This is a genomic window from Pectobacterium brasiliense (assembly GCF_013449685.1).
Classification (GTDB): domain Bacteria; phylum Pseudomonadota; class Gammaproteobacteria; order Enterobacterales; family Enterobacteriaceae; genus Pectobacterium; species Pectobacterium brasiliense_A.
The window spans coordinates 149,025-175,042 of sequence record NZ_JACDSF010000016.1 but is presented as its reverse complement, the minus strand read 5'-3'; the positions used below and the strand labels follow the sequence as shown (position 1 = coordinate 175,042).

Annotated in this window: 24 protein-coding genes; 9 read left to right on the top strand and 15 right to left on the bottom strand. The window is 52.7% G+C overall.

Annotated features, from left to right (window positions below):
• Positions 1-8: 8 nt before the first annotated feature.
• Positions 9-899, bottom strand: a complete 891-nt coding sequence (gene djlA, locus H0248_RS07240) for a co-chaperone DjlA (RefSeq protein ID WP_180785316.1) — start codon at positions 897-899, stop codon at positions 9-11.
• Positions 900-1,084: 185 nt separating this feature from the next.
• On the opposite strand from djlA, the gene lptD reads away from it, so the two are divergent.
• The 6 genes from lptD (at position 1,085) to apaH (ending at position 7,942) form a co-directional block, all read left to right on the top strand.
• Positions 1,085-3,454, top strand: a complete 2,370-nt coding sequence (lptD, locus tag H0248_RS07235; protein WP_240345905.1) for an LPS assembly protein LptD — start codon at positions 1,085-1,087, stop codon at positions 3,452-3,454.
• A 102-nt stretch (positions 3,455-3,556) separates the two neighbouring features.
• Entirely contained in the window at positions 3,557-4,852 is a 1,296-nt protein-coding gene (surA, locus tag H0248_RS07230; RefSeq protein WP_180785314.1) for a peptidylprolyl isomerase SurA, read from the top strand.
• A 15-nt stretch (positions 4,853-4,867) separates the two neighbouring features.
• Positions 4,868-5,869, top strand: coding sequence for a 4-hydroxythreonine-4-phosphate dehydrogenase PdxA (gene pdxA / locus H0248_RS07225; RefSeq protein WP_014916689.1), 1,002 nt, complete (start codon positions 4,868-4,870; stop codon positions 5,867-5,869).
• Positions 5,862-6,680 carry a 16S rRNA (adenine(1518)-N(6)/adenine(1519)-N(6))-dimethyltransferase RsmA gene (gene rsmA / locus H0248_RS07220; protein ID WP_180785313.1) on the top strand — a complete coding sequence of 273 codons (819 nt, stop codon included), beginning with the start codon at positions 5,862-5,864 and terminating at the stop codon, positions 6,678-6,680. Before pdxA ends, rsmA begins: the two co-directional genes overlap by 8 nt.
• Before the next feature lie 12 nt (positions 6,681-6,692).
• Positions 6,693-7,070: a Co2+/Mg2+ efflux protein ApaG gene (apaG, locus tag H0248_RS07215; RefSeq protein WP_010299764.1), complete on the top strand. Its 378-nt coding sequence runs from the start codon at positions 6,693-6,695 to the stop codon at positions 7,068-7,070.
• 2 nt (positions 7,071-7,072) lie between these two features.
• Positions 7,073-7,942: a bis(5'-nucleosyl)-tetraphosphatase (symmetrical) ApaH gene (apaH, locus tag H0248_RS07210; RefSeq protein ID WP_180785312.1), complete on the top strand. Its 870-nt coding sequence runs from the start codon at positions 7,073-7,075 to the stop codon at positions 7,940-7,942.
• A gap of 40 nt (positions 7,943-7,982) precedes the next feature.
• Here the strand turns inward: apaH and H0248_RS07205 are convergent, their stop codons facing one another.
• Complete coding sequence (locus H0248_RS07205) at positions 7,983-8,177, bottom strand: hypothetical protein (protein WP_180785311.1); 195 nt, start codon at positions 8,175-8,177, stop codon at positions 7,983-7,985.
• 141 nt (positions 8,178-8,318) lie between these two features.
• A complete protein-coding gene (locus H0248_RS07200; protein WP_180785310.1) occupies positions 8,319-8,843 on the bottom strand; it encodes a DMT family transporter in 525 nt (174 codons plus the stop codon).
• 110 nt (positions 8,844-8,953) lie between these two features.
• Between H0248_RS07200 and H0248_RS07195 the strand changes: the two genes are divergently transcribed.
• Positions 8,954-9,871: a LysR family transcriptional regulator gene (locus H0248_RS07195; RefSeq protein WP_180785309.1), complete on the top strand. Its 918-nt coding sequence runs from the start codon at positions 8,954-8,956 to the stop codon at positions 9,869-9,871.
• A 70-nt stretch (positions 9,872-9,941) separates the two neighbouring features.
• On the opposite strand, the gene folA is transcribed toward H0248_RS07195, so the two are convergent.
• The 3 genes from folA to H0248_RS07180 all read right to left on the bottom strand — a co-directional run bounded on the left by folA (position 9,942) and on the right by H0248_RS07180 (position 11,757).
• Positions 9,942-10,424, bottom strand: a complete 483-nt coding sequence (gene folA, locus H0248_RS07190) for a type 3 dihydrofolate reductase (RefSeq protein WP_010299774.1) — start codon at positions 10,422-10,424, stop codon at positions 9,942-9,944.
• A 98-nt stretch (positions 10,425-10,522) separates the two neighbouring features.
• The gene (locus tag H0248_RS07185) at positions 10,523-10,993 is read right to left on the bottom strand and encodes a threonine/serine exporter (RefSeq protein ID WP_180785308.1); all 471 of its coding nucleotides are present in this window, start codon (positions 10,991-10,993) and stop codon (positions 10,523-10,525) included.
• Positions 10,984-11,757 carry a threonine/serine exporter family protein gene (locus tag H0248_RS07180; RefSeq protein ID WP_110162524.1) on the bottom strand — a complete coding sequence of 258 codons (774 nt, stop codon included), beginning with the start codon at positions 11,755-11,757 and terminating at the stop codon, positions 10,984-10,986. The genes H0248_RS07185 and H0248_RS07180 overlap by 10 nt, the downstream gene beginning before the upstream one ends.
• Before the next feature lie 222 nt (positions 11,758-11,979).
• Here H0248_RS07180 and H0248_RS07175 point away from each other — a divergent pair, with 222 nt between their 5' ends.
• Complete coding sequence (locus H0248_RS07175) at positions 11,980-12,594, top strand: LysE family transporter (RefSeq protein WP_014916698.1); 615 nt, start codon at positions 11,980-11,982, stop codon at positions 12,592-12,594.
• Positions 12,595-12,680: 86 nt separating this feature from the next.
• On the opposite strand, the gene carB is transcribed toward H0248_RS07175, so the two are convergent.
• The 8 genes from carB to ribF all read right to left on the bottom strand — a co-directional run bounded on the left by carB (position 12,681) and on the right by ribF (position 24,374).
• Positions 12,681-15,905: a carbamoyl-phosphate synthase large subunit gene (gene carB, locus H0248_RS07170; RefSeq protein ID WP_014916699.1), complete on the bottom strand. Its 3,225-nt coding sequence runs from the start codon at positions 15,903-15,905 to the stop codon at positions 12,681-12,683.
• 14 nt (positions 15,906-15,919) lie between these two features.
• Positions 15,920-17,068, bottom strand: a complete 1,149-nt coding sequence (gene carA / locus H0248_RS07165) for a glutamine-hydrolyzing carbamoyl-phosphate synthase small subunit (RefSeq protein ID WP_010681763.1) — start codon at positions 17,066-17,068, stop codon at positions 15,920-15,922.
• A 446-nt stretch (positions 17,069-17,514) separates the two neighbouring features.
• Entirely contained in the window at positions 17,515-18,336 is an 822-nt protein-coding gene (gene dapB, locus H0248_RS07160) for a 4-hydroxy-tetrahydrodipicolinate reductase (protein WP_180785306.1), read from the bottom strand.
• Positions 18,337-18,671: 335 nt separating this feature from the next.
• Positions 18,672-19,622 carry a 4-hydroxy-3-methylbut-2-enyl diphosphate reductase gene (gene ispH, locus H0248_RS07155; protein ID WP_180785305.1) on the bottom strand — a complete coding sequence of 317 codons (951 nt, stop codon included), beginning with the start codon at positions 19,620-19,622 and terminating at the stop codon, positions 18,672-18,674.
• A complete protein-coding gene (fkpB, locus tag H0248_RS07150; RefSeq protein WP_039461726.1) occupies positions 19,603-20,076 on the bottom strand; it encodes an FKBP-type peptidyl-prolyl cis-trans isomerase in 474 nt (157 codons plus the stop codon). Before fkpB ends, ispH begins: the two co-directional genes overlap by 20 nt.
• Positions 20,076-20,588, bottom strand: a complete 513-nt coding sequence (lspA, locus tag H0248_RS07145) for a signal peptidase II (protein WP_374705261.1) — start codon at positions 20,586-20,588, stop codon at positions 20,076-20,078. Before lspA ends, fkpB begins: the two co-directional genes overlap by 1 nt.
• Positions 20,588-23,401 carry an isoleucine--tRNA ligase gene (ileS, locus tag H0248_RS07140; protein ID WP_180785304.1) on the bottom strand — a complete coding sequence of 938 codons (2,814 nt, stop codon included), beginning with the start codon at positions 23,399-23,401 and terminating at the stop codon, positions 20,588-20,590. The genes lspA and ileS overlap by 1 nt, the downstream gene beginning before the upstream one ends.
• Positions 23,402-23,432: 31 nt before the next feature.
• Positions 23,433-24,374 carry a bifunctional riboflavin kinase/FAD synthetase gene (gene ribF / locus H0248_RS07135; RefSeq protein WP_180785303.1) on the bottom strand — a complete coding sequence of 314 codons (942 nt, stop codon included), beginning with the start codon at positions 24,372-24,374 and terminating at the stop codon, positions 23,433-23,435.
• A gap of 425 nt (positions 24,375-24,799) precedes the next feature.
• Between ribF and rpsT the strand changes: the two genes are divergently transcribed.
• Complete coding sequence (gene rpsT / locus H0248_RS07130; protein ID WP_010681770.1) at positions 24,800-25,063, top strand: 30S ribosomal protein S20; 264 nt, start codon at positions 24,800-24,802, stop codon at positions 25,061-25,063.
• Positions 25,064-25,100: 37 nt separating this feature from the next.
• Here the strand turns inward: rpsT and nhaR are convergent, their stop codons facing one another.
• The gene (gene nhaR, locus H0248_RS07125) at positions 25,101-26,015 is read right to left on the bottom strand and encodes a transcriptional activator NhaR (RefSeq protein ID WP_180785302.1); all 915 of its coding nucleotides are present in this window, start codon (positions 26,013-26,015) and stop codon (positions 25,101-25,103) included.
• Between the last annotated feature and the right edge of the window lie 3 nt (positions 26,016-26,018).

Genomic DNA, 26,018 nt, shown 5'->3' with positions numbered 1-26,018 from the left:
GATACGGATTATTTGATCTGATTCGCGCTTTTCAGCAGTTCATAGGCGGCCTGAATATCCTGCGCTTTGCGCTTGGCCATTTCCATCATCCTCGGTGAAAGCTTCTTGGCGACCAGCTTATCGGGATGATGCTCACTCATGAGTTTGCGGTAGGCGCGCTTAATCGTCACAGCGTCATCGCTGCTGCGCACGCCTAGCGTACGACAGGCACTTTCGACCGTTGGCCCACGCGGCGGTGAAACTGGGCGTTGGCCGCCATAAGAGTGTCCGTTGGAGTAACCCCCGCTGGAGTGGCCGTTACTGCGTCGTTGATACGATTTACCGTTCTGGCGTGACTGATTCTGCCGCGACTGTTGCCCCGTGCTACTTTCCATATTGCGCAGAAAGAACTCAAACTGCTCACGCGTCACACCCAGCTCATCGGCAATCACATACAACACGCGTCGTTCATTTGGATGCAAAACGCCATCAACAAACGCGACCTGAAGCTGAATTTCCAGAAACATCTTAATTAAATCAAAACGTCCCAGACAGGCATCGCGTAGCTTGCGTAATTTTATTCGCAGAGGGAAATGGCTAGTCTTTCCTTCGCGGAAAGCCCGTTGAGCGGCGGTTCTGGCCTCACCAAATAGCTCAAGGCGATCCATCATTTTGGTTGCGATCTTGATATCAGCTTCCGTCACCCGGCCTTTGGATTTGGTCAGGTGCCCCATGGCCTGAAAGGTCGTGAGAAAGAACAATGACTGACGGGTAGACTGGGCGGAGAAATAATCACGGCGACGCGATGCCCGAGCTTTGTCAATCCAATGCCCCATCAGTAAGCCCATGATCATTCCCCAGATGCCAGCGCTTGAGACGATTCCCAGCGCCAACCCCAGCAACTTTCCCCAATACCGCATATACTCCTCAAATCCTCATGCCGTCAGCCAAAAATTGCTTTATCATACCTGTCATTTATCTTTGCACCTAACGGCGGTGCGTATAGGCGGTGGGGATTTAACACTGGCGCAACGCTAACGAGTGATATAGTCTCTGACCGCTTGCCGGCATGATGCCCCTGATGACGGAACACCTGATACTACGTATGAAAAAAAGTTTCCCAACTCTGCTGGCCACTCTGGTTTGGTCGGCGCTTTACAGCCAGCACGCGCTGGCCGATCTCGCTGAACAGTGCATGCTGGGTGTACCGACGTACAACAGACCGCTGGTAACAGGCGATCCTAATCAGTTGCCGGTCAATATTCAGGCCGACAAAACCGAAGCCAACTATCCCGACAACGCCAAATTTATCGGCAATGTTAACATCCAGCAGGGCAACAGCGTCATGACCGCCGAGCAGGTGGAACTGAACCAGTTGGATCCGACAACGCAGGGTAGCACGCCTACGCGCACCATTACTGCGACGGGAAATGTCCACTACGACGACAATCAGGTTATCCTGAAAGGCCCTAAGGCCTGGGCCAACCTGAACACCAAAGATACTGACGTCTATGAAGGCGACTATCAGATGGTAGGCCGTCAAGGGCGTGGTTCCGCCGACAAAATGAAAATGCGTGACAGCAACCGCTACACCATTCTGGAAAACGGCTCCTTCACTTCCTGTCTGCCGGGAGATAATAGCTGGAGTGTCGTCGGTTCGGAAGTGATTCAAGACAGAGAAGAGCAAGTTGCTGAAATCTGGAACGCACGTTTCAAGATTGCTGGCGTACCTGTGTTCTATAGCCCGTATTTACAACTTCCTATCGGCGATAAACGACGCTCTGGCTTCCTGATCCCCAATGCGAAATATGGTAGCAGCAATGGCTTCGAACTGCTGACGCCCTATTACTGGAATATTGCCCCTAATTTTGACGCCACGATCACACCGCATCTGCAAACTAAACGTGGTATGCAGTGGCAGAACGAATTCCGCTACCTGACCACACCGGGCCTTGGTGTCATTCAATTCGACTGGCTCCCCAGCGACAATGAATACGCCAAAGTCTCCCCGCAAGATAGTAACGATACCCGCTGGCTGTTCCACTGGGGTCATAGCGGTGTGATGGATCAGGTATGGCGTTTTAACGCCGATTACACAAAAGTCAGCGACGACCGCTACTTCACCGATCTGGACTCGCATTACGGCTCAACCACCGATGGGTATGTCACGCAAAAACTCAGCGCAGGCTATGCGAACCAAAACTGGGACACTACGCTGTCTACCAAACAGTTCCAGGTCTTTTCCAATGCGACCAGCCGTGATGTCTACCGTGCTGAACCGCAGCTTGATATCAATTATTACCAGAATGATATCGGCCCGATTGATATGCACCTTTATGGTCAGGCGGTAAAATTTACTAACGTCAACGACAATCGACCGGAAGCGACTCGCCTGCACGTTGAGCCAACGTTGAATCTGCCACTGGCAAACCGCTGGGCAAGCCTGAATACTGAAGCCAAGCTATTGGCGACGCACTATCAGCAGGACAATCTCGATCGCTATCGTTCTTCCTCAACGCCAAACATTGATCAAGGTACAAAAGATGCACTGAAAGATTCGGTGAATCGGGTGATGCCGCAATATAAAGTCGATGGCAAGATGGTCTTTGAACGCGAAATGGACTGGTCGCAGGCTTATACCCAGACGCTGGAACCACGTGCGCAGTACTTGTACGTCCCTTATCGCGATCAGAGCAGTATTCATACCTATGACTCCACGCTGATGCAGACCGACTATTCAGGTCTGTTCCGCGATCGCAGCTACAGCGGCCTGGACCGCATCGCATCCGCGAATCAGCTTGTGACCGGTGTCACCACGCGTATTTATGATGATGCGTTGGTTGAACGTTTTAACGCTTCCATTGGTCAAATTTATTACTTCGATCGCCAACGCACTGGCGACCGCACCACGTCGTTCGATAGAAGTGAGAACAACGGCAGCCAGGTATGGGCAGGTGACTCCTTCCTGAGAATCGATGACAGGTGGGGGGTTCGCGGTGGTCTGCAATATGACAATCGCCTGAACGAAGTCGCGCTGGGCGATGCCGTGTTAGAATACCGTCGTGATGCGGAACGTCTGGTGCAGTTGAACTACCGTTACGCCAGCCCAGAATATATTCGTGACATGATCCCTAACGTTACGAACCCTGGCTTCCAGCAAGGTATTTCGCAGGTCGGTATCACCGCAAGCTGGCCGATCGTCGAACGTTGGGCGGTGGTTGGGGCTTATTATTACGACACCAAGGCTAATCAGCCAGCAAACCAGCTGATTGGCTTACAGTACAATACCTGTTGTTGGGCCATGAGCGTCGGTTATGAACGTAAAATTACCGACTGGAACAGCGCCAGCCGCAGCAGCGAATACGACAACAAAGTGTCATTTAATATCGAATTACGTGGTTTAAGCAGCAATTACAGTCTGGGTTCCGACAAAATGCTGCGTTCAGGTATTTTGCCTTACCAGCGCGCATTCTGATGCAATACGGAATGCTTAGCCGATAAGGATGTGGCAAACAGGCTGTCTCACTGAAATGTTGGAACTTTTAACCCGCCTTGCGGATGAAATAATGGGAAAGGTATGAAGAACTGGAGAACGCTTATTCTCGGATTGGCACTGAGTGCCTCTACCGCGTTCGCAGCACCACAGGTGGTTGATAAAGTCGCAGCAGTGGTCGACAACAGCGTTGTGTTGGAAAGTGATGTAAACAGTCTTTTGCAGTCGGTAAAACTGAACGCCCAGCAGGCCGGGCAACAGTTACCGGATGACGCCACGCTACGTCATCAGATTACCGATCGCCTGATCATGGATAACATCATCCTGCAAATGGCGCAGAAGATGGGTATCCAGGTGACGGATGAGCAGTTGAATCAGGCGATTACCAATATTGCCGCTCAGAACCGGATGTCTCTGGACCAGCTAAAAAGCCAGTTGGCTTATGAAGGTCTGAACTACAACACCTACCGTAACCAGATTCGCAAAGAGATGCTGATTTCGGAAGTACGTAATAACGAAGTCCGCCGTCGCATTACCGTACTGCCGCAGGAAGTCGATACGCTAGCTAAGCAAATCGCCACCCAGACCGGCGAAAACGATGAGCTGAATCTGAGCCACATTCTGATCTCATTACCGGAAAACCCGACTCAGCAGCAGGTTGATGAAGCGGAAAATCTGGCAACATCGCTGGTGAAACAAATCAGTGACGGTGCGGATTTTGGTAAGCTGGCCATTACTTATTCATCTGATTCTCAGGCGCTGAAAGGCGGTCAAATGGGTTGGGGTAAGCTGCAAGAGATCCCAACGCTGTTTGCTGAACGCTTAACACAGGCGCAGAAAGGTCAGGTCGTTGGCCCGATCCGTTCTGGTGTGGGTTTCCACATTCTGAAAGTGAACGATATTCGCGGCGGTAACAAAAGCGTATCGGTAACCGAAACGCATGCTCGCCATATTCTAATCAAACCGTCTGTCGTCATGACGGACAGCCAGGCGCAAGCCAAGCTGGCCGAAGTGGCACAGCAGATCAAAAACGGCAGCACCGATTTTGCCTCACAAGCCAAACTGCTCTCCCAGGATCCTGGTTCAGCGAATCAGGGCGGCGACCTTGGCTGGGCTTCTCCAGATATGTACGATCCGGCCTTCCGCGATGCGTTGTTGAAACTGAAGAAAGGCGAAATCAGTCAGCCTGTTCATTCCTCTTTTGGCTGGCACCTGATTCAGTTGCTAGACACCCGTCAGGTTGATAAAACCGACGCGGCGCAAAAAGAACAAGCGTACCGTATGATCTTTAACCGTAAATTCGCTGAAGAAGCGCAAACCTGGATGCAGGAACAGCGTGCGGCGGCCTATGTCAAAGTAATTAATGGTGCCAGTAACTAATGCAGATTGAAACTCATGCAGACTGAGAGCAATACGCCACGCGTTGTGATCACCCCCGGCGAACCCGCCGGGATTGGCCCCGATCTGGTGATTGCTCTGGCTCAGCAGGCCTGGCCTGTAGAGCTCGTGATCTGTGCGGATCCTGACCTGTTACTCAGTCGCGCATTACAGCTGTCTATGCCGCTGACGCTACGTGACTATCAACCCGGCCAGCCCGCACAGCCACAACAGGCGGGTAGCCTGACCATTCTGCCGATCGCCGCACCGGCAACCATCATTCCAGGCCAATTGAATGTCGCTAACAGCGCTTATGTCGTTGAAACGTTGGCGCGTGCTTGTGATGGCTGCCTGAACGGTGAATTCGCTGCGCTGATTACCGGCCCAGTGCATAAAGGCATTATCAACGACGCCGGCGTCCCCTTCAGCGGACACACTGAGTTTTTCGCCGATCGCAGCCGCTGTGACCGTGTCGTCATGATGCTGGCAACAGAAGAACTGCGCGTTGCCTTAGCGACCACGCATCTTCCACTTGCAGCCGTTTCTGCGGCGATTACCCGTCAGAGCCTGCACGAAGTCATCACTATTTTGCATCATGATTTGCAGACGAAATTCGGTATCGCTCAACCACAGATCTATGTCTGCGGATTGAATCCTCATGCTGGTGAAGGTGGCCATATGGGCCGTGAAGAGCTGGATGTGATTAACCCCGCGCTGGACGAACTCCGGCAGCAGGGCATCACGCTGGTTGGGCCGTTGCCTGCCGACACGCTTTTCCAGCCAAAGTATCTGCAGCACGCTGACGCCGTTTTGGCGATGTATCACGATCAAGGGCTCCCGGTTCTGAAATATCAGGGCTTCGGGCGCGCCGTTAATATCACGTTGGGGTTACCTTTTATTCGTACGTCGGTCGATCACGGTACAGCGCTTGAGCTGGCCGCAACCGGCAGCGCCGACCCCGGCAGCTTCATCACGGCATTAAATCTTGCCATTAAAATGATAAAACACAGTAATGAATAATCGCGTACACCAAGGTCACTTCGCCCGTAAACGTTTTGGGCAAAACTTTTTAAACGATCACTTCGTGATCGATAGCATCGTTTCGGCGATTCATCCTCAACCAGGTCAAGCGATCGTCGAGATCGGTCCCGGCCTCGGCGCATTGACCGCGCCCGTTGGCGAACGGATGGATCGTTTTACCGTTATCGAGCTAGATAGGGATCTGGCAGCGCGCTTGGAAACGCATCCGACGCTGAAAGACAAGCTGACAATTATTCAGCAAGATGCCATGACGATCGATTTCGCCGCACTCGCTGAACAGGCTGGGCAACCGCTGCGTGTTTTTGGCAACCTGCCGTATAATATTTCCACACCGCTGATGTTCCACTTGTTCACCTATACTCAATCTATCCGCGACATGCACTTTATGTTGCAGAAAGAGGTAGTTAACCGCTTGGTGGCAGGGCCGAACAGTAAAGCCTTTGGACGCCTGAGCGTCATGGCACAGTATTATTGTCAGATAATCCCAGTGCTTGAAGTACCACCAGAGGCATTCAAGCCCGCGCCTAAAGTTGATTCTGCCGTAGTGCGACTCGTTCCTCATGCCGAGATCCCCTACCCGGTCAGCGACATTCGCGTGCTGAGCCGCATCACAACGGAAGCGTTTAACCAGCGCCGTAAGACACTGCGTAACAGCCTGGGCAACCTGTTCACCCCAGAAGTTCTCACCGCGCTGGGAGTCGATGTCTCCAGCCGCGCAGAGAATGTGACCGTTGAACAATATTGCCGATTGGCGAACTGGTTGAGCGAGCATCCTGCAAAACAGGAATAACTGGAGTTCATCATGATTAATGCGCCCCGCGTTTGTGTACAGGTTCAGAGCTTCTACGTGGAATCACAGTCGGAGCCTGATGAAGAACGTTTCGTGTTTGCTTACACGATTACGGTTCGCAATCTGGGGCGTCATGAAGTCCAGCTTTTGGGACGTTATTGGCTGATCACCAACGGTAATGGTCGCCAGACTGAAGTTCAGGGTGAAGGTGTCGTCGGCGAACAGCCGATTATCCAGCCCGGCGGCGAATTCCACTATACCAGCGGTGCCGTCATCGAAACGCCTCTCGGCACGATGGAAGGCCACTACCATATGGTTGACCATCAGGGTAAAGCGTTTCAGGTTTCCATCCCCGTTTTCCGTCTGGCTATTCCTTCACTGATACATTAATTATGTCTACCTATTTAGTTGGCGATGTTCACGGCTGTTTCGTGGAACTTAATGCGCTATTGGCGCAAGTTTCCTTTAATCCAGAGCAAGATACGCTCTGGCTAACTGGCGATTTAGTCGCTCGCGGGCCGGATTCCCTCCAGGTTCTACGCGTTGTTCGCTCCCTCGGTTCCTCTGTTCGCATGGTGCTTGGCAATCACGATCTGCACCTGCTGGCCGTTTATGCGGGTATCAGCCGCAACAAGCCGAAAGATCGGCTCAACGAGCTCCTTACCGCACCCGATGCAGACGAACTCATCAACTGGCTACGTCGCCAGCCGATTTTGCAGGTTGATGAAGAGCTGAAGCTGGTCATGGCGCACGCAGGCATCACACCGCAGTGGGATCTGCCGACGGCGCTCATGTGCGCACGCGAAGTCGAGTCGATCCTGAGCAGCGACAGCTACCCGCTTTTCCTCGATGCCATGTATGGCGATATGCCGAACCACTGGATCCCAGAGCTCAGCGGTCTGGCCCGTCTACGCTTTAGCACCAATGTCTTTACCCGTATGCGCTACTGCTTCTCTGGCGGGCAGTTGGATATGCTGTGTAAAGAACCGCCGGGTCAGGCACCGTCTCTGCTAAAACCGTGGTTTGAGCTACCGAGTCAGATTGCTGGGGAATACGCTATTGCGTTCGGCCATTGGGCCTCGCTGGAAGGGAAAGGCACGCCGGAAAACATTTACGCGCTGGATACCGGGTGCTGTTGGGGGGGAGATCTGACTATGCTGCGTTGGGACGATAAGCGCTATTTCACGCAACCGTCGCTTTCATCAAACACGTCATCAACTACCGAGCTTTCTGGCGATATCGCGCCCTTGTCGGGCGAGTAAAGGCTAGAAAGCCGTTGTTCCATCGCCAACCGTGCCAGAGTCATAGAAAGGGAAAAGTCGTCTCAGACTGAGCCTTTTTGGATGACGGTACGGCCAACGCCTCGGCGGGAATCGACCAGATGCCACCGCCAAGAAACCCAGACAGGCCGACGGCTTCTACGCCGCCTGACGGCAATTCACGGCGGTGTGGATCGATCAGTCGGTCAGTATTCAGATTACGGTTTCTATTCGTCATGCTTACTGTCTCCTATCTATCAAATACAGCGGCTTAACGACATCTCAATTGAACGACGGAAGCCGCTACTCGTTTTCATACTAGCGATGATAGATGACGGAAATGTGACCCATTTCCGCTAAAAAATGGAGAAGTCATCTCTCACTGTGGCTGCTGGTGGGTTGCCGCGGTGGATTTTGTCAGCGGTTGAGAAGCCGCAGAATATTGCACCACCAGCATACCCATCACGATTAACGTGACACCCGCGATTCGTCCCAGCGTCGCAGGCTTCACCGCCAACCCCATCAAACCAAAATGATCGATGATCAGCGATGCCACAACCTGCCCAACAATCACGCAGACAATAAAACCTGAGGCTCCGAGTTTTGGCATCAGCAATAAGGCGACGGTGATATAAGCCACGCCCGCCACGCCGCCCAACCAGATCCACCACGGCCCCTGCAAAGCATTACCCAGTGCTGGCGTGGGCACCCGAGCAGCAAACAGAATCGGCAACAGCACGCAAATGCTGACCAGCAGTGACACCAGCGTTGCCCAAAGTGGATGGCCTAACGATCGTCCCAACATCGCATTACTGGCGGCCTGAAAAGGCACAATGCTCCCAGCGAATACCGCAATACCCAGCGGCAGCAATAATGAGAGAGAAAACGAAGAGAATAACGACATGGAGCCCCCTGATTCACAATATAAGTTCACAACGTAATTGGGATGTTCCAATACTCCATCATCCATTAAACTGATGGAAATTCGTAATTTATACGTAAGGAATGCATAGAATGGATGATTTACGGCGTATCGATATGAATCTGCTGCTAACGCTTCATGCGCTGTTGACGGAAAAACACGTCACGCGAGCAGCACTGCGCCTGCACCGCAGCCAGCCTGCCGTCAGCCATTCACTAGCACAGCTTCGCCAGATTTTTAACGATCCGCTGTTAGTCCGGCGTGAAGTCGGTCTGACGCTGACGACTCGCGCTCAGGCGCTACTCAGCCCGCTGGAGCTCGCACTTGATCAACTAAATGGCCTCATACAAGCTCCGCAGTTCGATCCGCGCCATAGCACGCGACATTTCCGTTTGGCGCTTTCTGATTACGGTACGAATGCCGTTTTGCCAACGCTCATGCGGCACCTACGCGTGCAGGCTCCCGGCGTTTCGCTGGCCGTCAGTCATGCCGGCCGTGAAATGATGCTGGCACAGTTAATTGATGGAGAAATCGATTTAGGCCTCGGCGTATTTCCTGAACGCCCGTCTGAAGTATACGCCGAACTTCTCTTTGAAGAACAGTTTGCCTGTCTGGCCGACCGCGCCACGCTGCCGGAAAACGGTACGCTATCGTTTGAGGCATGGCTGGAACGCCCACATGTTCTGGTCACCATGCATCCCGATTCAGCCAATGAAGTGGACAGCGCGCTTGCTGCAAGCGGCCTGTCACGCAATGTCGTGCTTACGCTGCCCCACTGGCACGCCGCCATCAATCTCATTGCCGGTACTGACCTGATTTTAACTGCCGCACGGCGCAGCATGGCCCACATCACTACGCCAGATTTGCACATTTTTTCGCCTCCGTTCGCGATACCTAATTTTGCCTTCCAGCAGGTGTGGCATACGCGACGCGAGAGCGATCCTGCGCATCGCTGGCTGAGACGCGCCATTTGGGAAAGCTGTCAGGCGGGGGAAGTAAACATCGGGTAAGAAAACGAAAAAACCCGCAACAAAGGCGGGTTTAGTGAGTCATCGACAGAACGTTATCGCAGGAAGGCGCTTAGCGGCGTTCCAGAATTTCGAAGCAGTAACTGTGTGAGTTGCGCTCGTCAGCATCATGGAATTCGCTGAAAACAGACTGCCACTCATCCGGCTCATAGTCAGGGAAATGCGTGTCGCCTTCCACTTCGGCATCAATGTGCGTCAGATAGAGGCGATTAGCCTGCGCCAGCATTTGTTGATAGATACTGCCGCCGCCAATCACCATCACTTCCTCGACATCGCCCGCCGCCGCCAGCGCAGCGTCCAGCGAAGAGACCCAGGTCACACGATCGTCATCACCGGGATGATTGCTGACGACAATGTTCAGTCGGCCGGGCAGCGGCTGACCGATAGAACGGAAAGTATTACGCCCCATAATAATCGGCTTATTAAGCGTATTACGCTTAAACCATGCCAGATCGGCTGGCAAATGCCACGGCATCGCGTTTTCCATACCAATCACGCGATCCACTGCCAGTGCAGCAATCAAACTAATAACCATGGTGAAAAAACCCTGTAGGTCAGAAAATTGCTGACACTATACGGAAAGCCCTTTCGCTCGTCGATATAGATACAAGACCGAAACGTAATATAAGAGTTTTATACTCCCGGCCGTTTACGGTAGAGCCAGATCCCCGGTAAAGACAGGCCGATAGAGAGCGCGCCGACGATAAAACTGGCCTTCAGGAAATTAGTCATCATGACGCTCATCAGCGCTTCGCTGTAGCCAAGATGCGAAATTTCCACCACCGAAATCATCGCGGTATAGGCAGAAATACCGGGAAACATCGGGATCACCGCCGCTACGGTAAAGACTTTCGGATGCGCCAGCAGCCAGCGTGACCAGCGAATACCGATGATGCCGATCAGAATCGCCGCCAGAAAAGACGCCCACTCGATATTCATGCCGAAATGTATCGCCAGAAATCGTACGCCATGCCCAGCACCGCCCAGCAGCGCGCAGTAAGGCAGCACTTTCAGCGGCACATTGAAGACCATCGCAAATCCCAACGCAGGGACCGCCGCCAGCACCATATCCTGCAAGAGTGCCCACAGTAAACTTAAGCCCATCCGCGTAACCCCCACAGCGACATCGCCATCACCACACCAATACAGGTTGCCAGCGTCAGTAAACTCGCGACCGTCCAACGTGCCAAACCGGTATTCACGTGCCCTTTAAACATATCCGCCACGGCGTTAATCAACGGAAAGCCGGGAACCAGCAGCAGCACGCTCGCCGCCATCGCGACCGTTGAGGTTTGTTCAAAAGCAGGCAAACGCATCAACAGCCCTGATGCCGACGTCGCGACAAATGCTGTAATGCAGAAGTTGATCAACGGATTCAGGTGTCGCGCCGTAAAGACCTGTCGGACGTACATCGCCAGACCGCTGGCAATCAGCGTGACGATAAACGCATCCCACCCGCCGCCGTTCAAACGGCTGAAGCAGCCGCAGGAGAGCGCCACAACGGAAACCATCAGCCAGCGCGGATAGCGCAGCGGTTTGATATTTCCCAGACGTTTTTCCACCCCTGCCACATCCAGCAGCTTATGCTCGGCCATGATGACCGCATGCTGAACCTCAATGACGACGTGCATATTAATGCCGCGATCCACATTCTTCCGCGTCGACGTCAGGCAATGCCCTTGCATGATGGTGGTCAGCACAATCGAATTTGCCGAGATTGAACTCTCAACGCTATCAGCGCCGAGCGCGATACCCAGCCGTGACGACAGCTGTTCTACGACCATACTCTCTGCGCCGTGCTGTAACAGCAGCAGCGCACACTGGATGCACAATCGGGTTATTTCCCGCTGCTGTGGCGCTTCACCCATCCGTTTTTCGGCACTACATTGTTTTTCACTACTGAATGGTTCACAGTTCTCACGTTCACTGACCATGTTGTTATCTAACCCGCCCCTGAAATTAACCACAAAAAATGAAAGGACAATTGTTAACATATCGCCGCCGAATAACCAATAAGTGTGATGCGAATTCATTATTCTGGCGCTATGATTTCCCTCGGCCCCTCTCTTTCTTCACTGCCTGGAATGACCATGTTAGAAACATCACTGTTTGTCGCGACCATCGCCACGCTGGGGATGCTCTCTCCCGGCCCCGACTTTTTCCTCGTTATCAGGAATGCGGCGCGCTATCCGCGTGCTGCTGCAATGATGACCGCCTTTGGCGTCATCTGCGGCGTAGCAACTCACATGGCGTACTGCGTCGCCGGGCTAGCCGTCGTCATCACCACCACGCCTTGGCTGTTTAATGTACTGAAATATGCGGGTGCCGCCTATCTGATCTGGATCGGTATTCAAGCGCTATTCGCGCGCGGCGGAAGCAAAATGGACGTATCAAACCTGACACAGCAAAGCGTCAGCCTGAAAAAAGCGTTCCTGCAAGGCTATCTCTGCAACCTGCTGAATCCGAAAGCCACACTCTTCTTTCTGGCGATGTTCACTCAGGTTCTGAACATTCACTCAGGCCTCGGTGAAAAACTGTGGTACGCCATGATTATCTGGCTGCTTTCTCTCGTCTGGTGGCCGCTGTTGGTGGTACTTTTCCAAAGCGAACCGGTACGCCGTGGATTGGCTAAAGTGCAGAAACTGGTCGATAAGCTGCTGGGAACGGTGTTGATCGCGTTAGGTATCAAAGTCGCGCTAGGCTAACACTCAAAACGCTCCCATGAAAAAAGCCAGCGCTGTTACCAACGCTGGCTTTTATTATCCGCTTACGGCCTACCGAAGTCGGTCAATCAGCCTTTAATCATCGCATGCATTTCCTGCACGGAAGTCACCTTCTCCGTCGGATCTGCCGTCAACGACATGGCCGTAGCGAAACCGCCGTTCAGCGTCGTGTCGTAGTGCACCTTGTATTGCAGCGCACTGCGGCGAATCAGCTTGGAATCTTCAATCGCCTGACGCCCTGCGGTGGTGTTGACGATGTAGGTGTACTCGCCGTTCTTGATGCGGTCCTGAATATGCGGACGACCTTCATGCACCTTGTTCACCAGACGCGGATTAATGCCTGCTTCGCCCAGCTCAATCGCCGTGCCGTGCGTCGCATCCAGCTCAAAGCCGTACTTCAACAGCTTGGCCGCCAGATCCACCACGCGAGCCTTATCGCCTTCACGCACCGACAGCAGCGCACGTCCGGTTTTCTTCATGTGCGAGTTACTGCCCAGCATCGCTTTAGCAAACGCTTCAGCAAACGTGCGGCCCACGCCCATCACTTCACCGGTTGAACGCATTTCTGGCCCCAGAATCGGGTCAACGCCAGGGAATTTGTTGAACGGCAGCACCACTTCTTTTACGGAGTAGTACGGCGGAATAATTTCTTTCGTGACGCCCTGCTCAGCCAGCGTTTTGCCTGCCATCACGCGTGCCGCGACTTTCGCCAACGGAACGCCCGTCGCTTTCGAGACAAACGGTACGGTACGCGCCGCACGTGGGTTCACTTCAATCAGATAAACTTCGTTATCCTTCACCGCAAACTGCACGTTCATCAGGCCGCGAACGCAGAGTTCAAACGCCAGTTTCTCAACCTGCTGACGCATCACGTCCTGAATCTCTTTGCTCAGCGTATAAGCCGGCAGTGAACAAGCCGAGTCACCGGAGTGAACGCCCGCCTGCTCGATGTGCTCCATAATGCCGCCAATCAGCACACGCTCGCCGTCACAAATCGCATCAACGTCGACTTCGATGGCATCGTCAAGGAAGCGGTCTAACAGCACCGGCGCATCGTTGGATACGCTAACCGCGTTTTGGAAGTAACGACGCAGGTCGATTTCGTCGTACACGATTTCCATCGCGCGGCCGCCCAGAACATAAGAAGGACGGACAACCAGCGGGTAGCCGATGCCACGCGCTTTTTCTACCGCCTGCTCAATGGTCGCGACCGTGGCGTTAGCCGGTTGCTTCAGACCCAGACGATTTACAGCCTGTTGGAAGCGCTCACGGTCTTCTGCACGGTCAATGGCGTCCGGGCTGGTGCCAATCACTGGCACACCTGCGGCTTCCAGCGCACGCGCCAGTTTCAATGGCGTCTGGCCACCGTACTGCACGATAACGCCTTTTGGCTTCTCGATGCGGACAATTTCCAGCACATCTTCAAACGTTACCGGCTCGAAGTACAGACGGTCAGACGTATCGTAGTCTGTTGAAACGGTTTCCGGATTACAGTTAACCATGATGGTTTCATAACCATCTTCACGCAGCGCCAGTGAAGCGTGGACGCAGCAGTAGTCAAATTCGATCCCTTGACCAATACGGTTCGGTCCACCACCCAGTACCATGATTTTGTCACGATCCTGAGTCGGGTTGGCTTCACACTCTTCTTCATACGTGGAGTACATGTATGCGGTATCAGTCGCAAATTCTGCCGCACAGGTGTCGACGCGTTTATAGACGGGATGCAGGTCGAACTTATCGCGCAGCTTGCGAATTTCGCTTTCCGCTACGCCAGCTAGTTTCGCCAGACGCGCATCAGCAAAGCCTTTACGCTTCAGCGTACGCAGGAATTCGGCATCCAGCGCAGTTGCGCCTTTTTCAGCGACTTGCTCTTCCAGACGCACCAGCTCTTCAATCTGCACCAGGAACCAGCGGTCAACGTTGGTCAGGTTAAACACGCCATCGACAGACATCCCCGCGCGGAAGGCATCGGCGATGTACCAGATACGCTCGGCACCGGCATCTTTCAGCTCGCGGCGGATTTTGGTCAGCGCTTCTGGATCGTCCAGATCCACTTTCGGATCGAAGCCCGTTGCGCCCACTTCCAGGCCACGCAGCGCTTTCTGCAAGGATTCCTGCTGCGTGCGACCAATCGCCATCACTTCACCCACAGATTTCATCTGCGTGGTCAGACGGTCGTTGGCACCCGCGAATTTCTCGAAGTTAAAACGTGGAATCTTGGTCACAACGTAATCGATAGCGGGTTCGAAGGACGCTGGCGTACGACCGCCAGTGATGTCGTTCATCAGCTCATCGAGCGTGTAACCTACAGCCAACTTGGCCGCGATTTTCGCAATCGGGAAGCCCGTCGCTTTAGACGCCAGCGCGGAAGAACGTGATACGCGCGGGTTCATTTCGATAACAATCAAACGGCCAGTTTTCGGGTTTACCGAGAACTGAACGTTGGAACCGCCCGTTTCTACGCCTATTTCACGCAGTACCGCCATCGAGGCGTTACGCATGATTTGATACTCTTTATCGGTCAGCGTTTGTGCCGGTGCGACGGTGATGGAGTCACCCGTGTGGATCCCCATGGCATCGAAGTTTTCGATGGAGCAGACGATGATGCAGTTGTCGTTCTTATCACGCACCACTTCCATCTCATACTCTTTCCAACCGATCAGCGATTCATCGATCAGCAGCTCTTTGGTTGGAGACAGATCCAGACCGCGCTCACAGATCTCTTCGAATTCTTCACGGTTGTACGCGATACCGCCACCGGTGCCGCCCATCGTAAAGGAAGGACGGATGATACACGGGAAGCCGACGTCAGCCGCAACCGCCAGCGCTTCTTCCATATTGTGTGCAATACCGGAACGCGCGGTATCCAGACCGATCTTCTTCATTGCTACGTCGAAGCGGCGGCGATCTTCTGCTTTATCAATCGCATCCGCCGTTGCACCAATCATGGTCACGCCGAATTCGGCGAGCACGCCCTGACGTTCCAGCTCCAGCGCACAGTTCAGCGCAGTTTGGCCGCCCATCGTTGGCAGCACCGCATCTGGACGCTCTTTTTCAATGATCTTGCGCACCACTTCCCAGTGAATCGGCTCGATGTAGGTCGCATCGGCCATTTCCGGGTCGGTCATGATGGTTGCCGGGTTGGAGTTCACCAGAATAACGCGGTAACCCTCTTCACGCAGCGCTTTACACGCCTGTGCACCCGAGTAATCAAACTCACACGCCTGGCCGATAACAATCGGGCCTGCGCCCAGAATCAGGATGCTTTTAATATCTGTACGTTTTGGCATTTTCTCGCTCCTGATTATTTAGCTGAAGAACGGTAAGTCTGAATCAAGTCAATAAAGTGGTCGAACAGCGGCGCGGCATCGTGCGGGCCTGGGCTCGCTTCCGGGTGACCCTGGAAGCTGAACGCGGGCTTATCCGTGCGGTGAATCCCCTGAACCGTATGGTCAAACAGGGATTTATGCGTGACGCGCAGCGTGGCAGGCAGATTATTTTCATCCACCGCAAAGCCGTGGTTCTGCGCGGTAATCATCACACAGTTGTTATCCAGATCTTTGACCGGATGGTTGCCACCGTGGTGACCCAGCTTCATTTTGATGGTCTTGGCACCGCTCGCCAGTGCCAGCAGTTGGTGACCCAGACATATACCGAATACCGGAATATCCGTTTCCAGGAAGGTTTTGATCGCGCGAATCGCGTAGTCGCACGGTTCCGGGTCGCCCGGGCCGTTAGAGAGGAAAATACCGTCTGGATTCAGCTTCAGCACCTCTTCGGCAGGTGTCTGCGCCGGAACAACCGTCAGGCGGCAGCCGCGATCCACCAGCATACGCAGAATGTTGCGTTTCACACCGTAGTCATAAGCCACAACGTGGTAAGGCAGTTCGCTTTCGTTTTTCGCCGCAGGCAATTCGCCTTCCAGCGTCCAGCTTCCCTGTAGCCAGCTGTAGCTTTCTGCCGTCGTCACTTCTTTTGCCAGATCCATGCCCTTCAGCCCCGGGAAGGCTTTCGCTTTCTCCAGCGCGACGGCAGCGTCCGGCGCATCGCCCGCGATGATGCAGCCATTCTGTGCGCCTTTCTCACGCAGCAGACGGGTCAGTTTACGGGTATCGATATCAGCAATGGCGACGATGTTATTGCGTTTGAGGTATTCAGACAGGCTTTCTTCACTACGGTAGTTGCTGGCAATCAGAGGTAAATCGCGAATAACCAGACCTTGAGCCTGTACAGAGGGGGATTCTTCATCGTTGGCATTGGCGCCGACATTACCGATATGGGGATAAGTGAGAGTGACAATCTGGCGGGAATAGGAAGGATCAGTAAGGATTTCTTGATAACCGGTCATCGACGTATTGAAGACCACTTCCCCCACTGCCGACCCTTCTGCCCCAATGGCCCGACCGTGGAATTGGGTTCCGTCTTCCAGAACCAATAGCGCTGACTTAATCAAAACACCCTCCAAGGAATAAACAATCACGTTATTTGCATATTAATTCAGATTTGAGTCACTAAATCAATGCAAAAACTACCCGTAAGGCCAATTTTTGGCAAATTGGGCGCATTTTAATGATGGTCTTCCCGATTGTCTACCCAAACCGCTTTTTTTCTCTTATTTTTATGCTTTACGAAATAAATAGTGGCCCACTGACGTAAAAAACCCTATCAACTGAGAGAAGTAAACGGTTGCGAGACAACATTGCTAAAATAAGAGTAACAAATCACCAGCCAAGGACATTTTGAGAGTAAGGAGGGAAAATCATCACTAAAAAATAGAATAAAACACAAACAAAAATCAATGGTGATAGAAAAAATAATCCAAAAAGATAAAAGTAAAGGTGATCATAAAAATAACCACCTTTATCAGTTAGATATAATATTTATATTAAAAATTAAATACTATAAATCATTCAGAGAAAGCACATCTCTCATATCAAAAATGCCACTTTCTTTCGAACTAATCCAGATAGCGGCTCTTACTGCACCATTGGCAAACGTCATACGGCTGGATGCCTTGTGGGTAATCTCAACGCGCTCGCCAATGTCAGCAAACATCGCCGTATGTTCACCGACAATATCGCCCGCTCGCACGGTCGCAAAACCAATGCTTTTCGGATCGCGTTCACCCGTATAGCCTTCACGCGCATACACGGCACAGGACTTCAGATCGCGTCCCAACGCATCGGCGATCGCTTCGCCCATCGCCAGCGCGGTACCCGATGGCGCATCCACTTTGTGACGGTGGTGTGCTTCAATGATTTCGATATCAGTATAGTCGCCCATGACCTTGGCCGCCTTTTCCAGCAGCTTCAGCATGACATTGACGCCAACGCTGAAGTTCGCCGCAAACACAATGCCGATATCCTGCGCAGCCTGCTTAATCGCCGCCTTCCCTGCGTCATCAAAGCCAGTTGTGCCAATAATCATGCCTTTACGGTGCTGACGACAAAACGCCAGATGCGCTAAGGTGCCTTCTGGGCGAGTGAAGTCGATCAAAATATCGAAATCATTCTGCACAGCATCCAGACTTTCATTCACGGTAATACCGCTTTTACCCAGCCCAGCAAGTTCGCCGGCATCGCTTCCTATCAGAGACGAACCAGAACGCTCCAGCGCCGCGCCCAATACCACGCCGTCCATTTGCTCGATAGCCTGAATCAGTTGGCGTCCCATACGGCCGCCCGCGCCTACAACCGCAATACGGATGGATGAATCCTTCATAATGTCTCTCTCTTTTTGATCCTGACGACATAAAAATAACATCAGGTTAACGGGCGCTGCGCACTATCGCCAGCGGATTTACCGCCAGATTAGAAAATACTGTTTGAAGTCGCAGAAAATCAGCAAAACTGTCTAACCACAGACTGTAAAATGACGTATCAGAGCGATAAAAAGCCGCAAGGTGTTTGAAGATAAGCAGAAGCGGTCAAAATTAAACCACATGGCATAACGCATAAAAATTCATTTTTATGCATTAACATTTTCATGAGTGAATATAGGGGGGAAGAAAACGGAAGGGGAAGCGATAGGGCCAAAGCCCTACCGCAGAAACAGCATTAATCTATCTGTTTGACGTCAACACGCAGCTCTTTCGGCACTTCAAAGACGATGTTTTCTTCACGTCCCTGCATTTCAACTGCTACCTTGCCGCCTAATGCTTTCAGACGCTGAATCACCTGTTGTACCAGAATATCCGGTGCCGATGCGCCTGCGGTTACCCCAACATGCGAAGCGCCCGCTAGCCATGACTCCTGGATATCTTCCGCTGAATCTATCAGATAAGCCGCTTTCCCCGCGCGCTGTGCCAATTCAGCAAGGCGATTGGAGTTTGAGGAGTTTTTAGAGCCGACGACAAAAACGACATCCGCCTTATCCGACAAATGGCGAACGGCTTCCTGACGATTGGTCGTGGCATAACAGATATCATCTTTACGCGGGCCGACGATCTGCGGGAAACGTTCACGCAACGCATCAATCACCGCATAGGTGTCATCAACAGAAAGCGTGGTCTGCGTCATAAAACACAGATTGCTTTCATCTTTTACCTGTAACTGCCAGACATCCTCAGGGGATTCCACCAGATACATGCCGCCGTCCGCATTGCTGTACTGCCCCATCGTCCCTTCGACTTCAGGGTGCCCGGCATGCCCGATAAGAATCGCTTCTACGCCTTTCTTACTGGCTCTGGCCACTTCCATATGCACTTTGGTTACCAGCGGACAGGTCGCATCGAATACCGTCAGATCGCGGTTTTTGGCTTCATTACGTACCGCTTGCGAAACGCCATGTGCCGAGAAAATCAGAATCGCACCGTCCGGCACGTCTTCAATCTGCTCAATAAAAATCGCACCACGTTCGCGTAATCCGTTAACCACATAGCGGTTATGTACCACTTCATGACGGACGTAGATCGGCGTACCAAATAGCTCCAGCGCGCGCTCCACAATGCTGATAGCCCGATCGACACCGGCACAAAAGCCGCGCGGATTAGCCAGCAGGATCTGCATGTGTCACCTCCTGTTGTACGGGATCGATATCCAGCACTTCAAGATCGAAGGTTATCGCCTGACCGGATAGAGGATGGTTGAAATCCACGGTGACGGACTCTTCGGTCACATCGCGGATAATCCCCGGCATATCATTTCCGGCAACGCCGCTGAACAGCATGATAGTGCCAACTTCCGGCACGCCGGTCTGGGCGAAATCACGACGCAGGAAGAACTGGATCAGGTTCGGATTGGTCGGCCCAAAGGCCGACTCCGGCGGTAGCGTAAACTTGCGTTTATCGCCACGCCGCAATCCCAACAGATGTTGTTCCAACGCGTCAGACAGGCTGCCGTCGCCAAGGCGAAACAGCGCTGGTTTGCCGCGCTCACGCGTAGATTCAGCCGCTGAGCCATCCTCTAGCGTCAGAATAAAATGCACCAGCAGCGCGCTGTTATGCTGAACACTCTCGGACATCAGTGACCCTTTTGCTTAACGGTATCAGTATCATCATGCGTACTGAAAAAACCTTCCAGTACGATGAGCGCCGCGCCAATACAGATAGCGGTATCGGCAAGGTTAAACGTGGCGAAATGCCAATCACCGACATAAAAGTCGATGAAATCGACAACAAATCCGTGCCATGTCCGGTCGAACAGATTGCCCAGTGCACCGCCGATAATCAGCGAATACGCAATGTTATTGAGCCGCTGTTTGACGCTGCCACGGTACATCATCACCAGCAGAGCAACCACGATAGCAATCGCGATGCCAGCAAAGAACCAGCGTTGCCAACCGCCTTTATCCGCCAGGAAGCTGAATGCTGCGCCGTAGTTACGGGCGTAATGCAGATTCAGAGAAGGCATCACTGGCACCGTATCCCCCAGCGCAAAGTGGGCAAGAATCCACTGCTTGCTGCCAAGATCGACAACTAAAACCAGTATCGCCAGCCAGAGCCAGCGCAGTCCACTCGCACAGATTTTATTCATCAGACAAATTTACGCTCTTCGCCGTTACCGCCCACGTTAGTCGCACAGCGACCACACACTTCAGGATGCTCGGCATTGCTACCAATATCCGTCTCGTAATGCCAGCAGCGTGGACACTTGTGTCCTTCTGCCTCACTTAAGGCAATTTTCAGTCCGGTGAGTTCCGTTACCTGCGCGCTATCCGGCGCATTTTCATAACGTTCCACCTGCGCTTTTGACGTCAATAACGCAAAGTGCAGTTCTTGATGCAGTTGGCTCAATTTACCTGCCAGATTAGCATCGGCGTACAGCGTGACGGAGGCTTCCAGCGATCCACCGATGCGCTTGTCATTACGCGCCTGCTCGATGACTTTGTTCACTTCGCTACGCACTTTCAGAACATCCGTCCAGAACGCATCGTTCATGGTTTCTGCGCTATCCAGCGCGAACAGACCGTCATACCACTCTTCGGTAAACACGTACTGCGCACGCTCACCCGGCAGGTAGTTCCAGATCTCATCGGCGGTGAAGGACATAATCGGTGCCATCCAGCGTACCAGCGCTTCTGAGATATGGTACAGCGCAGTCTGGCAGCTACGGCGTGCTACGCTGTCGCCTTTTGCCGTGTACTGACGATCTTTAATGATATCCAGATAGAACGAACCCATTTCAATCGAGCAGAACTGCATTAGACGCTGTACGATGCGGTGGAAATCATAGCTTTCATACGCTTCGAGGATCTCTTCCTGTGCCGCTTTCGCACAGCCGACCGCCCAGCGATCCAGCACAACCATATCTTCTGGTTTCACCATATGCTGCTGTGGATCAAACCCATTCAGGTTCGCCAGCAGGAAACGCGCGGTGTTACGGATACGGCGATAGGCATCGGCGGAACGCTTCAGGATCTCATCGGATACGGCGATTTCACCGGAGTAATCCGTTGAACCGATCCACAGGCGCAGAATGTCGGCACCGAGCTTGTTCATCACGTCCTGCGGGCTGACGGTATTCCCGATCGATTTGGACATCTTGCGGCCCTGACCATCAACGGTGAAACCGTGGGTCAGTACCTGGCGGTAAGGCGCTTTGCCTTTGATCGCCGTAGAGATCATCAGGGAAGACATGAACCAGCCACGATGCTGGTCGGAACCTTCCAGATACATATCCGCCGCATGACCGCCGAATTCAGGGCGTACATCCACGACAGACGAGTGCGTTGATCCAGAATCGAACCACACGTCCAGCGTGTCCGGCACTTTGACGTAGTTGTCCGCGTCTGCGCCCAGCACATCGGCCGGATCGAGATCCCACCATGCCTGAATGCCATCGGCTTCAACACGTTTCGCTACCGCTTCAATCAGCTCAGCGGTACGCGGATGCAGCTCTTCCGTCTCTTTGTGGACAAACAGCGACATCGGCACGCCCCAGGTACGCTGACGGGAGATACACCAGTCAGGGCGGTTGGCGACCATCGCTTCGATACGCGCCTGACCCCAATCCGGGATCCACTGCACGCCTTTGATTTCAGACAGCGACTGCTTACGCAGGCCTTTTTGATCCATGCTGACAAACCATTGTGGCGTGGCACGGAAAATGATCGGCGACTTATGACGCCAGCAGCACGGATAGCTGTGCTGCAATTTCTCTACGTGCAGCAACATGCCTTTTTCACGCAGGATTTCAACGATCAGGTCGTTGGCTTTGAAAACGAATTTGCCATCTAGTTCAGGATAGGTGCCGCTCAGGTAGCAGCCGTTCGGCCCAACTGGGTTGGCGATTTCCAGATTGTATTTCTGGCTGATCACATAGTCTTCAGGACCGTGACCACCGGCGGTATGCACCGCACCCGTACCCGCATCCAGCGTCACGTGGTCGCCCAAAATGGCGGGTACATCGAAGCCCAGGAACGGATGTTTGAAACGCAGCAGCTCAAGATCCGCGCCTTTGCAGTCGCCCAGAACGATCCACTGGGTCACACCTGCGCGCTTCATCACGCTTTCAACCAAATCGGCCGCCAGAATCAGCGCCTGACCGCCAATCTGCACCAGTTGATAATCGAATTCCGCATTCAGCGAAATAGCACGGTTTGCTGGCAACGTCCACGGCGTGGTCGTCCAGATCACCAGCGAGACAGGGCCGTCTACGCTACTCACACCAAATTTAGCTAATACCGCAGCCACATCGCTGGCATTAAACGCGACATCAATGGATGGAGACGTTTTGTCGTAATATTCGACTTCCGCTTCCGCCAGCGCGGAACCACAGTCGGCACACCAGTGAACCGGTTTCGCCCCTTTGTGCAGGTGGCCATTTTCAATGATGCGGCCCAGCGCACGGATGATGTTCGCTTCGGTTTTGAAATCCATCGTCAGATAAGGACGATCCCAGTCGCCCAGTACGCCGAGACGGATAAAGTCGGCTTTCTGACCGGCAACTTGCTCTGCCGCATATTTACGGCACTCCGCGCGGAATTCTGCGGCGCTGACTTTCTCGCCCGGCTTACCGATAAGCTGTTCTACTTTCAGCTCAATCGGCAGACCGTGGCAGTCCCAGCCAGGCACGTAAGGGGAATCGTAGCCAGACAGACCTTTCGATTTAACAATAATATCTTTCAGAATCTTGTTAACTGAGTGACCAATGTGAATGCTGCCGTTCGCGTACGGAGGGCCATCGTGCAGAATGAAGGTCTTCTTTCCCTTCTTCGCATTGCGAATAATCCCGTACAGATCCTGCTCATACCAACGTTTCAGCATGTCAGGTTCGCGCTTGGCCAGATCGCCACGCATCGGGAACCCTGTTTCCGGCAAATTCAGGGTAGTCTTATAGTCACTCATTAGATTCTCGATTTCGTTTCGGCTAGAAAAATTAAACCGGTGTCTTTAACCCGAAGAACGTCCGGGCTGTCACCACATCATCGGCGATTTGCTGTTTTAACGCATCGAGCGAAGCAAAACGCTGTTCATTACGGATCTTTTTACGCAGTACGACTTCAATATGACGACCATAGAGGTTCATCGTCACGTCCATCAAATGCACTTCAAGCTGCTGGCGTTTGTCACCGTTTACGGTCGGACGCGTGCCAATATTGGCAACGCCCGGTAGAGGTTCTTGCCCTAGCCCATAAACGCTGACGGCATACACGCCGCTGACGGGGGAAACCTGACGTTTCAACGGCAGGTTGGCGGTAGGGAACCCAATGGTTCGCCCCAATGCTTTGCCATGTTCTACACGCCCGGAAATGCTGTAAGGATGGCCTAACAGACTTTCTGCCAGCTCAAGTTCATCACGACTGAGCGCTTCACGTACGGCAGTGCTGCTAACCCGTTTGCCGCCATTACAGAACGAATCGGTGCTGATGACATCAAATCCCGACTCACATCCAGCCTTCTGTAATAACAGGAAATCTCCCTGACGACCAGCCCCGAAGCGGAAGTCATCTCCCACCACCAGAAACTTCACGCCCAATTTTTTCACCAGCAGGGAAGAAACAAACGTCTCAGCATCGTTGGCGGCAAAACGTGCGTCGAATCTGACGCACAGCAGATAGTCCACGCCGGCCTGCGCCAGATATTTCACCTTGTCACGCAGACGCGTCAGACGGGCGGGCGCTTTTTCCGCAGCGAAGAGTTCCAGCGGCTGTGGTTCAAAAATCATGACCATCACCGGCAGCCCACGAGCGCGACCTTCCTGCTTCAGTCGTTCAAGCAGCATTTGGTGTCCGAGGTGCACGCCGTCAAAATTACCAATAGTGAGCACACAGCCGTAATGGTGTGCCCGAAGATTGTGTATACCGCGAATTAGCTGCATGGCTGGCCCAGAACAAAGGGTTAATATTATGGAAATCGGCGGATTATACCTTGTACAGCGAGTAAGGTTAACCCGCGATTCGCGCCTTTTGCAGCCACCTTGTAAATCGTGCCAGTATTTGCACGTTTTTTAGCTGAATCATCGATGGATGAGGCCTATACGCAGAATATCCAGACGGCGGACGGCACATGCAATCCGACTTTACCGATGACAGACAGGGCTTTATCAAATTCAGGATGAATTTATGATGCGAAAAGCTGTATTCCACCGCGTGAAGCTGCTAAAATCCTGCGCCATCACAACGTAACAAGTGTCGACGTACAAACGACGCTTATTTGCACAAATCCATTGACAAACGAAGGCTAAACGAGCATATTCCACGGCCTTTGAATTGTCCTCGATTGAATATATTTGGGAGTTGGACCTTGGCTAATATCAAATCAGCTAAGAAACGCGCCGTACAATCTGAGAAGCGCCGTAAGCATAACGCAAGCCGTCGCTCAATGATGCGTACTTTCATCAAGAAAGTATACGCGGCGATCGCTACTGGCGATAAAGAAGCGGCACAGAAAGCATTTAATGACATGCAACCAATCGTGGATCGTCAGGCTGGTAAAGGCCTGATCCACAAAAACAAAGCTGCACGTCATAAATCCAATCTGGTTGCGCGCATCAACGCCATGCAATAATCACGCATCTGCGTGTTGTTGCTAAGAAAAAACCGGCCTAGGCCGGTTTTTTTGTGTCTGTGGTATCACAGAAGAGCGCTGAAAAATCCGCGTTACAGACGCGCTGCACCGCAGGGTGCTGGATCATTCTGGCCGCAAAAATCGCATAATACTCATCCTGAATGTTCTCGATCCTACCGATCTCGACGATATCGCCCTGCTGGTAGATTTCATTGGCATACAGAGACGGTGCAACGAAAATCGCGTCGTTATTAATGCCGAACGCGGTCATCAGAGCCGCATCATCAAATTCGCCCAAAATAGTCGTCTGAATATTTTGCGCCGTAAACCAGTTCAGCAGTTTCCGTCCCAGCATGGTTCGCCGCCCGGGAATCAGCAGCTTACGTTGTTCAAGGCAAGCGGGAAAAGGCTGCTCAGGCTGCGGACGTTTACAATAAAAACTCACACCACATTCGCCCAGCTTGAGTGAAAACAGCCCTTCCTGCTGCGTCGAATCCACCGGACAATCTGACAGAATCATATCCAGCTTATGCTGGCTCAACTGCTCCAGCAGCATTTCGTGCGTCGACTCAAAACAGCGTAAATGAATATGTTCCTGTTCCGTTACGACCGTTTCCAGCACCCTGCTCACCAGCCGTTTGGACAGCGCGTCAGCCACGCCGACATCGAATAACAGGTTCGATTCTTTGCGGTAGTTCACAATATCCAACATTTCTTGGCTAAGCTGGAACATGCTATCCGCATAGCGAAAAACAAGCTGTCCCAGCTCCGTAGGTTCCAACCCTCGTCCCTTACGCTTGAAGAGCTTGCCCTGTAAACGCTCTTCCAGACATTTGATTTGTCCGGTAATGGTCTGCGGCGTTAAGAACAGCGTCTCTGCCGCCCCCGCAACGGATCCCGACTTATAAACCTGCCAGAAATAATAGAGATGATTAAAATTCAAATGAGACACACC

Bases quoted from the DNA above. Each gene is read 5' to 3' on its own strand.
- djlA (WP_180785316.1), bottom strand. From the start codon at position 899: ATGCGGTATTGGGGAAAGTTGCTGGGGTTGGCGCTGGGAATCGTCTCA.
- ispH (WP_180785305.1), bottom strand. From the start codon at position 19,622: ATGCAGATCCTGCTGGCTAATCCGCGCGGCTTTTGTGCCGGTGTCGAT.
- apaH (WP_180785312.1), top strand. From the start codon at position 7,073: ATGTCTACCTATTTAGTTGGCGATGTTCACGGCTGTTTCGTGGAACTT.
- apaG (WP_010299764.1), top strand. From the start codon at position 6,693: ATGATTAATGCGCCCCGCGTTTGTGTACAGGTTCAGAGCTTCTACGTG.
- carB (WP_014916699.1), bottom strand. From the start codon at position 15,905: ATGCCAAAACGTACAGATATTAAAAGCATCCTGATTCTGGGCGCAGGC.
- H0248_RS07205 (WP_180785311.1), bottom strand. From the start codon at position 8,177: ATGACGAATAGAAACCGTAATCTGAATACTGACCGACTGATCGATCCA.
- H0248_RS07200 (WP_180785310.1), bottom strand. From the start codon at position 8,843: ATGTCGTTATTCTCTTCGTTTTCTCTCTCATTATTGCTGCCGCTGGGT.
- ileS (WP_180785304.1), bottom strand. From the start codon at position 23,401: ATGAGTGACTATAAGACTACCCTGAATTTGCCGGAAACAGGGTTCCCG.
- lptD (WP_240345905.1), top strand. From the start codon at position 1,085: ATGAAAAAAAGTTTCCCAACTCTGCTGGCCACTCTGGTTTGGTCGGCG.
- fkpB (WP_039461726.1), bottom strand. From the start codon at position 20,076: ATGTCCGAGAGTGTTCAGCATAACAGCGCGCTGCTGGTGCATTTTATT.
- ribF (WP_180785303.1), bottom strand. From the start codon at position 24,374: ATGCAGCTAATTCGCGGTATACACAATCTTCGGGCACACCATTACGGC.
- rsmA (WP_180785313.1), top strand. From the start codon at position 5,862: ATGAATAATCGCGTACACCAAGGTCACTTCGCCCGTAAACGTTTTGGG.
- H0248_RS07180 (WP_110162524.1), bottom strand. From the start codon at position 11,757: ATGGGTGAAGCGCCACAGCAGCGGGAAATAACCCGATTGTGCATCCAG.
- lspA (WP_374705261.1), bottom strand. From the start codon at position 20,588: ATGAATAAAATCTGTGCGAGTGGACTGCGCTGGCTCTGGCTGGCGATA.
- dapB (WP_180785306.1), bottom strand. From the start codon at position 18,336: ATGAAGGATTCATCCATCCGTATTGCGGTTGTAGGCGCGGGCGGCCGT.
- H0248_RS07175 (WP_014916698.1), top strand. From the start codon at position 11,980: ATGTTAGAAACATCACTGTTTGTCGCGACCATCGCCACGCTGGGGATG.
- H0248_RS07195 (WP_180785309.1), top strand. From the start codon at position 8,954: ATGGATGATTTACGGCGTATCGATATGAATCTGCTGCTAACGCTTCAT.
- pdxA (WP_014916689.1), top strand. From the start codon at position 4,868: ATGCAGACTGAGAGCAATACGCCACGCGTTGTGATCACCCCCGGCGAA.
- H0248_RS07185 (WP_180785308.1), bottom strand. From the start codon at position 10,993: ATGGGCTTAAGTTTACTGTGGGCACTCTTGCAGGATATGGTGCTGGCG.
- folA (WP_010299774.1), bottom strand. From the start codon at position 10,424: ATGGTTATTAGTTTGATTGCTGCACTGGCAGTGGATCGCGTGATTGGT.
- surA (WP_180785314.1), top strand. From the start codon at position 3,557: ATGAAGAACTGGAGAACGCTTATTCTCGGATTGGCACTGAGTGCCTCT.